We start from the raw sequence: 10,721 nt of genomic DNA on the forward strand, positions 1-10,721 counted from the left end.
TCACTTGTCCTTCATCGTCAGCGGGCTGTCGGCGATCGCCTCGGCCTCTTCGTCCAGCCCCTCGACATGGCCGTGGTCGTGGTGCGGCAGCTCTCCGGTGCGCCAGAAGATGAAGGCCACCTGCAGGAAGCGGAAGCACATCAGCGCCGAGCCGAGCGGGATCGCCAGATAGACGATCCACATCGGCAGCTCGAGGTCGGGCGAGATCGCGCTGGTCTGCGACATGTGCCAGACGAAGTTCCCCCCGAGCGTGGCGATGATGCCGGTGAAGAGCGCCCCCGCCATCAGCCCGAGCAGGATGAAGAAGCCGCGCCGGCGCATGTCGAGCTTGTTGATCAGCACGTCGATGCCGACATGGATGCCGGTGCGCACACCGTAGGCCGCACCGAACTTGGCCATCCAGACGAACAGGATGATGCACAGCTCCTGCGCCCAGACGAGGTTGATGCCGCGCAGCCAGAAATAGGCGCTGCGCATCATGGCCGACAGTTCGGGCAGGTCGTGGCTGCGGAAGAAGGCCACGCCATCGGCAAGGATGCCCAGCGAGTAGCGGTGGACGACCGAGGCGAAGATCAGCCCGGTCGCCGCCACGATGAGCGAGGCGATGAGCGTCTCTTCCAGCCGGTCGAGAAGGCGCATCATGGCGACCCTCCTGAGGCTAGGATGTTGCGGGAAGGGCAAGGGCGGGCGGCCGGCGACACCGGCTGCCCGCCCGAAGGTCCGGCCTCAGTGGCCGGCGACTGCGGCCTTGACGGTGGCGATGGTCTCGGCGCCGATGCGGCCGGCCATGTCCTCATGGACCGGGGCGAGCGCCTCTTCCCACGCGGCAAGCTCTTCGGGGCTCAGTTCGTGGAACTCGGTCGTGCCGGCGTCCTTCATCGCCTGAAGGGCCGCGTCGTTCTCTTCCTTGGCGATCGAGTTGGCGTAATCTGTCGCCTCGTCGAGCGCCTTCTCGAGACCGGTGCGCACGTCGTCGGGCAGGCCGTCCCAGAACTGCTTGTTCACGATGACCGCATAGCCGAGGTAGCCGTGGTTCGACACGGTGGCGTGCTTCTGCACCTCGTGCATCTTCTGGGTGAACATGTTCGAGGGCGGGTTCTCGGTGCCGTCCACCACACCCGTCTGCAGCGCCTGATAGACCTCCGAGAAGGCCATGACCTGCGGCACGGCGCCAAGCGCGTTCATCTGCGCCTCGAGCACCTTCGAGGACTGGATCCGCATCTTGAGCCCGAGGAAATCATCGGGCGTCGCGATCGGGCTGTTGGCCGACATGACCTTGAAGCCGTTGTCCCAGTAGGCGAGGCCCTTGATGCCCTTGTCCTCGAGCTTGGAGAACAGCATCCGGCCGACCTCTCCGCGCGTCACGGTATGCAGCGCGTCATAGCCCTTGAAGATGTAGGGCAGGTCGAAGACCTCGAAATCCTGCACGCCCAGCGGGCCGAACTTGGCCAGCGACGGGGCGAGCATCTGCACCGCGCCCAGTTGCAGGGCCTCAAGCTCTTCCTTGTCCTTGTAAAGCTGGCTGTTGGGATAGACTTCGACATCGACGGCGCCATCGGTGTAGAGTTCGGCCAGCTCCTCGAACTTCGCCGCGCCCTTGCCCTTGGGCGTGTCGGGGGCGACGACGTGGCTGAACTTGATCACGATCGGCTGGGCCAGCGCCGGCAGGGCTGCGGCCAGCGCAAGTGCGGCCGACCCTGCCAGCGCGGCAAGGTTGCGACGGAACGTCATGAATATCCTCCTGTGTGCCGCCCTCCCGGCGGTTCGGGCCTTCCTTGCCAGCCTGCCCGCGCGCCCGCTATTGTGGGTTTCCGCAAGGGGCGGCGGCCATGACAGCTTGTCGCACGGCAGAACGGCAGGAGGCGTGAGTGCAGCAGCGGTCGGGCCGGCAGGCGGGCGCACGTCCGGGCGAGCCCTGGGCGCTCGAGCCCTCGGATCGCGGGGGGCTGGACCTGCTGTCGCTGATGCCGCTCCTGGCCATCGTCGCGCTTCTCGCGCTGGTCGGCGCCGCCGTCTGGATCGCGGGCCGCAGCGAGACCGAGCAGCTGCGCACCAAGCTGGCGACGGATGCCCTCTGGGTCGAGCAGACGCTGCGGTTCCAGCTCTCGGTCGATGAGGACATGCTGGCGCGGCTTGCGCTCGACGAGGCGGGGGGAACGCCCGCCGCCGTGCTCGAGGCGCGCGCCCGGAGCCACATCGCGGCCAATCCCGAGATCCTCTCGATCGTCTGGCACGGCGGCGCGGGGCGCATCCGGCGCGCGGTGCCGGGGCCCGCCGAAACCGGCACCGACGAAGAGCTGGCCGCGCAGCTCTTGCGGATCGGGCCTCGGGCCCGGCCGGTTTACGCGCTGATGGACGGGCAGACCGTGACCATGGGATTGCGGCCGCAGGGCGCCGAGAGCGTCATCACCGCCACCGTGTCCCTGCCCCTGATGCTCGAGCGGCACATTCCCTGGTGGATCGCCGAACAATATGCGGTCTGGCTGCTCGACGGCAGCGGCGCCGTGCGCGCCAGCCGCTCGCGCGGGACGCCGGGGGCCGACAGCCCGAGCCACACGATCAGCTTCGACCCGCCGATCCCCGGCGCCGCGCTGCGGATCACCTCCTACGACGGGGGCGCGCCCTTCACCCGTGCCTTCCTGCCCGCCGCCATCGCCGGTCTGGCGGCCTTCGCCGTCCTGGCTCTGCTGGCGCTCTACCGCAACGGCAAGCGCCGGCGGGCGGTCGAGTTGCGGCTGAACGACGAGATGGCCTTCCGCCGCTCGATGGAGGAAAGCCTCACCGTGGGCCTGCGCGCCAAGGATCACGCCGGGCGCGTGCTCTATGCCAACTCGGCCTTCTGCAAGTTGGTGGGCTGGAGTGCGGCCGAACTGGTGGGGCGCGACCAGCCGATGCCCTACTGGGCGCCCGACCGGCTGGACGAGACGCTGCGCCGCCAGCGCATCCTTGCCGAAGGGGGCGCCGTTCCGCAGAGCTTCGAGACCCGCTTCCGCCGCAGCGACGGCCGCGAGATCGATGTGCAGGTCTATGAGGCGCCGCTGATCGACGCCAAGGGGATGCACCGCGGCTGGATGGGTTCGATCATCGACATCACCGAGGCCCGCCGCGCCGCCCGCCACGCCCGCGAGCAGGAGGAAAGCCTCGCGCGGACCGGCCGTCTGGTCACGCTGGGCGAGATGGCCTCGACGCTGGCGCACGAGCTGAACCAGCCGCTTGCGGCCATCGCGAGCTATGCGGCGGGGGCCGCAAACCTTCTCGCACAGGGCCGGGCGGACCCGGCACTTCTCTCGTCGGCGCTGGCCAAGCTCTCGCATCAGGCCGACCGGGCGGGCCAGATCATCCGCCGCATCCAGGATCTCGTCCGCAAGCGCGAGCCCCGCTTCACCGTGCTCGATCTGGCGTCGGTGGTTCGCGAGACGGCGGGCTTCCTGGCCTCGGACGCGCGGGCCCGCGGCGTGCGGATCGCCCTCGACCTTGCGCCGGTGGCGCCGGTGCACGCCGACCGCATCCTGCTCGAGCAGCTTCTGATCAACCTCATGCGCAACGGGATCGAGGCGATGGGCGAGGGGGGACGCGGCGACGCGTTGACCGTCAGCCTGCGCGCCGAGCCCGGCGGCGCGGTGGTCGAGGTGGCCGACCGCGGCCCCGGCATCGCGCCCGAGGTGGCCGACCGGCTGTTCGATGCCTTTACCTCGACCAAGGCCGAGGGCATGGGGATCGGGCTGAACATCTGCCGCACCATCGTCGAGATGCACCGCGGCCGCCTGACCCACCGCCCCCGCGACGGAGGCGGCACCGTGTTCCGGGTGGCGCTGCCCGCCGCCGCCGCCGAAGAAGGAGTGGCCGCCGAATGACCGGATGTGTCCATATCATCGACGATGACGAGGCGATCCGCGACGCGCTCTCGTTCCTCTTCGCCTCGCGGGGGCTGCGCGTGCAGGGCTGGCCCTCGGGCGAGGCCTTCCTGCAGGCGCTGCCCTTGCCCGACTGCGCCTGCATCATGCTTGACGTGCGGATGGGCGGGCTCTCGGGGCCCGACACGTTCGACCGGCTGCGCGCGGCCGGGTGCATGGCGCCGGTGATCTTCCTCACCGGCCATGCCGACGTGCCGGTGGCGGTGCGCGCGCTGAAGGCCGGGGCCTTCGACTTCGTGGAGAAGCCCTTCAACGACAATGCGCTCGTCGATCTGGTGCTGGCCGCCATCGAGTCCCATGCCGCGCAGGTGGCCCACAGCGGCGCGCGCGAGGATGTGGCGCGCCGCCTCGCCACCCTCTCGACCCGCGAGGAGGAGGTGTTGCGGCTGATGCTGCAGGGGCGGCTCAACAAGCAGATCGCCGACACGCTGGGCATCGCCATGCGCACGGTCGAGCTGCACCGCTCGCGCCTGATCGCCAAGATGGGGGCGCGCAACGCGGTGGAGCTGGCCGCACTGCTCAGCGAGGCGGGGCTGCCGCGCTGAGCGCCGCGTGCCGGTTCCGGCGAAGCCGGTCGAGAAAGACCAGCACGAAGATCCCGGTCAGGATCAGGATGATGGTGGGGGCCGGGGCGCTGTCGAGAAAGAAGCTCGCATAGGTGCCGGCCAGCATCGCACCCAGGCAGACGGCCACCGCCACGATCAGCATGGGCCCGAAGCGGCGCACCGTCAGGAAGGCGATGGCCCCGGGCGCGATCAGCAGGCCCACGGCGAGGATGAGGCCCGTCGCCGTCAGCGTGGCCACGATGGTCAGCGCCAGTGCCGTGAGCAGCCCGTAATGCAGCAGCCCCACCCGCAGGCCCGACGCCCGTGCCTGCGCCGGATCGAAGGCATGCAGCAGCAGATCCTTCCACGTCAGCAGGAGCGCCCCCGTCACCCCCGCCGAGATCGCACCCGCCACCAGCAGATCCTCGCGCCCCACGCCCAGCATGTTGCCAAAGAGGATATGGTCGAGATGCACGTCCGTCTCGACAGCGGTGTAGAGCAGCAGCCCCAGCCCGAACATGCCCGAGAACACCACCCCCATCACCGTGTCCGGCTTCACCCGGCTGTTGCCGGCCAGAAAGCCCGTGGCCAGCGCGCAGGCCATGCCCGCGCCGAAGGCCCCGACGAGAAGCGGGATCCCGGTGATGTAGGCCAGCACCACGCCCGGCAGGATCGCGTGGCTGATCGCGTCGCCCATCAGCGCCCAGCCCTTGAGGACGAGGAGGCAGGACAGAAGCGCCGTCGGCACCGCCACCAGGAGGCAGACGAGGAAGGCGTTCTGCATGAAGGGAAACTGGAACGGAAAGAGGAGCGTCTCGATCATGGCCGCTCCAGCGCCTCGGCCGCGCGGCGGCGCGCGGCCAGCATCCCGTGTGTCGGCGCGAAGGTGAAGGCCAAGAGGAAGAGGGCCGTCTGCAGCGTCACGATTACCGCCCCCGTCGCCCCGTCGAGGAAGTAGGACATGTAGGCCCCGGCGAAGCCGGTCGTGGCCCCGATGCCCGTCGCAAGCGCCAGAAGACGCGGAAAGCGGTCGCAGAGCAGGTAGGCCGTGGCCCCCGGCGTCACCACCATGGCAATGACGAGAAAGGCCCCGACCGTCTGCATCGCCGCCACGACCGAGGCCGAGAGCAGCGTGAAGAACAGCACCTTCAGCCCGCCGGTGCGGATGCCGATCGAACGCGCATGGGTCTCGTCGAAGAAGGTCACCATCAGATCCTTCCATTTCGCGAGCAGGATCGCCAGCGACACGATCCCGATGATCGCGAGCTGCACCGTGTCGAAGGCCGAGATGGCGAGGATGTTGCCCATCACGATGGACTGGATCGAGACGGACATCGGATCGACCGAGATCATGAACAGCCCCAGCCCGAAGAACGAGGTGAAGATCAGCCCGATCACCACGTCGGTCTTGAGCCCGCTCCGGTTCGACAGGAAGAGCATGGCCCCCGCCGCGAGCCCCCCCGCGAGGAAGGCGCCGATCGCAAAGGGCAGGCCCAGCACATAGGCTCCCGCCACGCCCGGCACCACCGAATGCGAGAGCGCGTCGCCGATCAGCGACCAGCCCTTGAGCATCAGGAAGCAGGACAGGAAGGCGCAGACCGCTCCCACCAGCGCCGAGACCCACATGGCGTTGGTCATGTAGCCGTAGAGGAAGGGCTCCCACAGCTCAGCCGCGCTCATCCTCGCCCTCCTGCCGGTGGGTGCGGCCGCCATATTGCACGAAGGGCCGCTCGTCGTCGGTGAGGATGCTGACCTCGCGCGGGTCGTCGTCGTCATGCAGCAGGGCGCCCGACAGGGTAAAGCGGCGCAGCACGCCGCCGAACGCCTCCTCGAGGTTGGCATGGGTGAAGGTGGTTTCGGTCGGCCCATGGGCCAGCACCGTGCCCTTGACCAGCACGGTCCGGTCGCAATATTCGGGGACCGAGCCGAGGTTGTGGGTCGAGACCAGCATGACCCGCCCCTCGGCCCTCAGTTCGCGCAGGAGCGCGATGATCTCGGCCTCGGTCTGGACATCGACGCCGGTGAAGGGCTCGTCAAGCAGGATCACCTGCCCCTCCTGCGCCAGCGCGCGCGCCAGGAACACGCGCTTCCTCTGGCCGCCCGACAGCTCGCCGATCTGGCGGTGGCGCAGGTCTGCCATGCCGACGCGCGCCAGCGCCTCGCTCACGGCCGCCCGGTCCGCGGCCTTCGGGCGGCGCAGGAAGCCCATGTGGCCGTAGCGCCCCATCATCACCACATCCTCGACGAGAACCGGAAAGCTCCAGTCCACCTCCTCGGACTGCGGGACATAGGCCACGAGGTTCTGCCGCAGCGCCTCCGGAACCGTCCGGCCGAGCAGCCGGATCTCGCCAGAGCCGATGGGCACGAGGCCCATGATCGCCTTGAAGATCGTGGACTTGCCCGCGCCGTTCACACCCACGAGGGCCGCCACCGTGCCGCGCGGCAGCGCAAAGCTCGCGTGGCGCAGGGCGGTGTGGCCATTGCGGTAGGTCACGGTCACGTCGTTGACGGACAGGCCGTCTGCTTCTGTCGCGATCGCCGGCCTCTCGGGTTTCACTGGCTGCCCTCCAGTCCGGCGGCGATTGTCTCGGCGGTGACGCGCAGCAGGTCGAGGTAGGTCGGCACCGGCCCGTCCCTCGCGCTCAGGCTGTCCACATAGAGCACCCCGCCATAGGCGGCGCCCGTTTCGCGCGCGACCTGCCGCGCGGGCGCGTTGTTCACCGTGCTCTCGCAGAAGACAGCCGGAATCCGGTGCTGCCTCACCCCGTCGATCACGGCCCGCACCTGCTGCGGCGTTCCCACCTGATCCGTATTCATTGGCCAGAGATAGAGCTCCTTCAGCCCGAAGTCTTGCGCAAGATAGGAAAAGGCGCCCTCGCAGCTCACGAGCCAGCGGCGATCCTCGGGCAGCGCGGCGATGCGCTCGCGCAGCGGCCCGATCGTCGCGCGCAGCCGTTCCTTGTAGTTTTCCGCATTGGCGCGGTAGATGTCGGCGTTCGAGGGATCGTGCTCGGCAAAGGCCGCGGCGATATTGTCGATGTAGATCATCGCATTGTCGAGCCCCATCCAGGCGTGGGGATTAGGCTTGCCCCGATACTCGCCCCCCGCCACGGCCACGGGCTCGATCCCGTCGCTGACCGTCACCGAGGGCGCGTCCTTCAGGTTCGACAGGAACTGCTCGAACCAGAGTTCGAGGTTGAGCCCGTTCCACAGGATCAGGTCCGCGTCCCACGCCCGCACGATGTCCTGTGGTGTGGGCTCATAGCCGTGGATCTCGGCCCCGGGGCGGGTGATCGAGACCACCTCGGCCGCCTCGCCCGCCACGTTCTGCGCCATGTCGGCGATCACCGTGAAGGTCGTGGCAACCTTCATGCGCTTTTCGTCGGCCGATGCCGGCCCGCCCGATCCCGCCGCCAGAAGCAGGGCCGCCAGACCCATCCGAAGCGTGTTCATGCGTTCACCTCCGCAAACGATAATGCGACGCAGTCGCAGAAAGGCAAGCGCAAAGTTGCGAGTGACTCGCAGCATGACGTTCTCTTGAACATCCGTCAGAAAGGGCGTCAGCGGTGGGGCCGATCCGCTTGCCTGCCGCGGTCCCGAGGTCTAGCCTCCGGGCCGAACCACCGGAGCCTGCTATGTCCATCCAAGACCGCCTCGCCGAACTCGGCGTCACCCTGCCCGACGCGCCCGCCCCCGCGGCCAACTACGTCCCCTTCGTGGTGACCGGCCATCACGTCCATGTGTCGGGCCAGATCAGCCAGGGCCCCGAGGGTCTGATCACGGGCAAGCTCGGTGCCGATCTCGATGTCGAGGCCGGCGCCGCCGCCGCCCGCGCCTGCGCCATCAGCCTGCTGGCCCAGCTTCGCCGCGCCTGCGACGGCGATCTCGATCGGCTCGTCCGGGTCGTCAAGCTCGTGGGCTTCGTCAATTCGACCCCCGACTTCACCGATCAGCCAAAGGTGATCAACGGCGCCTCGGATTTCCTCGTCGCGGCGTTGGGCGAGGCCGGCCGCCACGCCCGGTCCGCGGTCTCGGCGGCAAGCCTGCCCTTTGGCGTGGCCGTCGAGATCGAGGCGATCTTCGAGATCCGCTGATGCGCGCCCCGCTGCCCGATGCCTTCCTGCGGCGCCCCATCGCGCACCGTGCGCTGCACGATCCCGCGGCGGGCCGGCCCGAGAACTCGCTCGCGGCCGTCCGCGCGGCGATCGAGGCGGGCTACGGGATCGAGATCGACCTCCAGCTCTCGGCCGATGGCGTGCCGATCGTGTTCCATGACGAGCATCTCGACCGGCTGACCGCCGAGACGGGCCCCCTGTCCGCGCGCACGGCGGCGGAGCTTGGCCGCATCCCGCTCCGCCACGGGAGCGGAACGATCCCCACCTTGACCGACGTGCTCGGGCTGGTTGCGGGTCAGGTGCCGCTTCTCATCGAGATCAAGGACCAGGATGGCGCGCTCGGTCCCGCCGTGGGCCCCCTGGAATCCGCGACCGCCGCCGCGCTCGAAGGCTATCCGGGTCCGGTGGCTGTCATGTCCTTCAACCCCCATTCCGTGGCCGAGATGGCCCGGCTCGCGCCCGCGCTGCCGCGCGGCCTCGTGACCTCGAGCTACGACCCGGCCGACTGGGCCCCCGTGCCGCCGGAGACCTGCGCGCGGCTTCGCGCAATCCCGGATTACGAGAGGGTAGAGGCGAGCTTCATCTCGCACGAGGCCGCCGATCTCGCGCGGCCCCGCGTGGCCGAGCTGAAGGCTGAGGGCGCCGCCATCCTCTGCTGGACCATCCGTTCCCCCCGCGCCGAAGCCGAGGCACGCCGGATCGCCGCCAACGTCACCTTCGAACATTATCCGGCGGCGCTGCCCGCTTGACCCCGGCCCGGGCCGCCCCACCTGAGAGGCGGCCCGGAGGCACTTTCACTCCGGACAAATATCCTCGGGGGGTGCGGGGGCCGACAGCCCCCGCGGACGTTGGCCTTCCGTGACTTCGCCTGACGCCCCAGACCGCCGGACCCGCGCCCGCATGAGCACCGCCAGCATCGAGATCACCGCCCATTCCGGTCTCGCCGACATTCCCGCCGCCGACTGGGACGCCGTCGCCTGCCCCGAGGCGGCGGGCGGCGGCCGCCCGCTCGATCCCTTCACCACCCACCGGTTCCTGATCGCCCTCGAACGCTCGGGATCGGTCGGACCGGGCACCGGCTGGCAGCCGCATCCGCTGGTCGCGCGGATGGGCGGCCGGATCATTGCCGCCGCCCCGCTCTACGCCAAGCTCCACAGTCAGGGCGAGTATATCTTCGACCACAGCTGGGCCCATGCCTACGAACGTGCGGGCGGGCGCTATTATCCCAAGCTGCAGATCGCCGTTCCCTTCACCCCCGCCACCGGGCGGCGTTTCCTGACGCTGCCGGGGCTCGAGGATACGGGCCGGGCGGCGCTGGTGCAGGGCTCCGTCGAGATCGCCGGGCGCAACGGGCTCTCGTCGCTCCACGCCACCTTCTGCACCGAAGCCGAGGCCGAGGCCGGCGCGCGGATGGGGCTTCTGTCCCGCGTCACGCAGCAATTCCACTGGCTGAACCGGGGCTACGCCGACTTCGACACGTTTCTCGCGGCGCTTTCCTCGCGCAAGCGCAAGGCGATCCGCAAGGAGCGCGAGACCGCCCAGGCCTTCGGCGGCACCATCCGCTGCCTGACGGGCGATGCGATCGAGCCGCAGCACTGGGACGCCTTCTGGACCTTCTATCAGGACACGGGCAGCCGGAAGTGGGGCCGCCCCTACCTGACCCGCCGCGCCTTCGCCGAATTCCACGACTCCATGCGCGACGACATCCTGCTCGTCCTCGCCGAGCGCGACGGGCGTGCGGTGGCCGGGGCGCTCAACTTCATCGGGCGCGACACGCTTTTCGGCCGCTACTGGGGCTGCATCGAGGACCATGCCTGCCTGCATTTCGAACTCTGCTACCATCAGGCGATCGACTGGGCCATCACGCACGGGCTTGCCCGCGTCGAGGCGGGGGCGCAGGGTGAGCACAAGCTCGCCCGTGGCTACCTGCCGGTGCCGATCCATTCGCTGCACTGGTTTGCGGATCCCGGGCTGGGCGATGCGGTCGCACGCTATCTCGAGGCCGAGCGGCGCGCCACCGACGAGGAGATCGAGGTGCTGACCGCCTACGGCCCCTTCCGCCGGGTCGGCGGCGACGAATGACGGAGAGAGGCGCATTGCCTCGCCTGAAATGTTGCCGAAGATGTTGCCGTTGCCTCAGTAGAAAT

General features: G+C 69.3%; 11 protein-coding genes. 5 read left to right on the forward strand and 6 right to left on the reverse strand.

The genetic code is table 11. The annotated features are described in order from the left end of the window. Both FG154_RS08730 and FG154_RS08735 read right to left on the reverse strand, forming a co-directional pair. The gene (locus FG154_RS08730) at positions 1-642 is read right to left on the reverse strand and encodes a TRAP transporter small permease (RefSeq protein ID WP_145106641.1); all 642 of its coding nucleotides are present in this window, start codon (positions 640-642) and stop codon (positions 1-3) included. An 84-nt stretch (positions 643-726) separates the two neighbouring features. Continuing rightward, positions 727-1,731, reverse strand: coding sequence for a TRAP transporter substrate-binding protein (locus FG154_RS08735; RefSeq protein WP_145106643.1), 1,005 nt, complete (start codon positions 1,729-1,731; stop codon positions 727-729). A gap of 137 nt (positions 1,732-1,868) precedes the next feature. Between FG154_RS08735 and FG154_RS08740 the strand changes: the two genes are divergently transcribed. After that, on the forward strand, positions 1,869-3,854 hold the full coding sequence (locus FG154_RS08740) for a two-component system sensor histidine kinase NtrB (protein ID WP_145106644.1): 1,986 nt from the start codon (positions 1,869-1,871) through the stop codon (positions 3,852-3,854). Further along, positions 3,851-4,459 (forward strand): response regulator transcription factor, encoded by a 609-nt coding sequence (locus tag FG154_RS08745; RefSeq protein ID WP_145106645.1) that lies wholly within the window; start codon positions 3,851-3,853, stop codon positions 4,457-4,459. The genes FG154_RS08740 and FG154_RS08745 overlap by 4 nt, the downstream gene beginning before the upstream one ends. On the opposite strand, the gene FG154_RS08750 is transcribed toward FG154_RS08745, so the two are convergent. From FG154_RS08750 to FG154_RS08765, 4 genes are read right to left on the reverse strand one after another with little or no spacing between them, the layout of a single operon-like run. After that, a complete protein-coding gene (locus tag FG154_RS08750) occupies positions 4,434-5,282 on the reverse strand; it encodes a metal ABC transporter permease (protein WP_145106648.1) in 849 nt (282 codons plus the stop codon). The genes FG154_RS08745 and FG154_RS08750 overlap by 26 nt on opposite strands. Continuing rightward, entirely contained in the window at positions 5,279-6,139 is an 861-nt protein-coding gene (locus FG154_RS08755) for a metal ABC transporter permease (RefSeq protein ID WP_145106651.1), read from the reverse strand. The genes FG154_RS08750 and FG154_RS08755 overlap by 4 nt, the downstream gene beginning before the upstream one ends. Then, positions 6,126-7,016 (reverse strand): manganese/iron ABC transporter ATP-binding protein, encoded by an 891-nt coding sequence (locus FG154_RS08760; RefSeq protein WP_145106653.1) that lies wholly within the window; start codon positions 7,014-7,016, stop codon positions 6,126-6,128. The genes FG154_RS08755 and FG154_RS08760 overlap by 14 nt, the downstream gene beginning before the upstream one ends. Then, positions 7,013-7,912, reverse strand: coding sequence for a metal ABC transporter substrate-binding protein (locus tag FG154_RS08765; RefSeq protein WP_145106657.1), 900 nt, complete (start codon positions 7,910-7,912; stop codon positions 7,013-7,015). The genes FG154_RS08760 and FG154_RS08765 overlap by 4 nt, the downstream gene beginning before the upstream one ends. A gap of 182 nt (positions 7,913-8,094) precedes the next feature. Between FG154_RS08765 and FG154_RS08770 the strand changes: the two genes are divergently transcribed. The 3 genes from FG154_RS08770 (at position 8,095) to FG154_RS08780 (ending at position 10,656) form a co-directional block, all read left to right on the forward strand. After that, positions 8,095-8,553 carry a RidA family protein gene (locus FG154_RS08770; protein WP_145106659.1) on the forward strand — a complete coding sequence of 153 codons (459 nt, stop codon included), beginning with the start codon at positions 8,095-8,097 and terminating at the stop codon, positions 8,551-8,553. Next, positions 8,553-9,323, forward strand: coding sequence for a glycerophosphodiester phosphodiesterase family protein (locus FG154_RS08775; RefSeq protein WP_145106662.1), 771 nt, complete (start codon positions 8,553-8,555; stop codon positions 9,321-9,323). The genes FG154_RS08770 and FG154_RS08775 overlap by 1 nt, the downstream gene beginning before the upstream one ends. A 151-nt stretch (positions 9,324-9,474) precedes the next feature. Next, the gene (locus FG154_RS08780) at positions 9,475-10,656 is read left to right on the forward strand and encodes a GNAT family N-acetyltransferase (RefSeq protein ID WP_145106663.1); all 1,182 of its coding nucleotides are present in this window, start codon (positions 9,475-9,477) and stop codon (positions 10,654-10,656) included. Positions 10,657-10,721 lie beyond the last annotated feature (65 nt).

It is taken from the genome of Cereibacter sediminicola, from assembly GCF_007668225.1.
GTDB lineage: Bacteria > Pseudomonadota > Alphaproteobacteria > Rhodobacterales > Rhodobacteraceae > Cereibacter_A > Cereibacter_A azotoformans.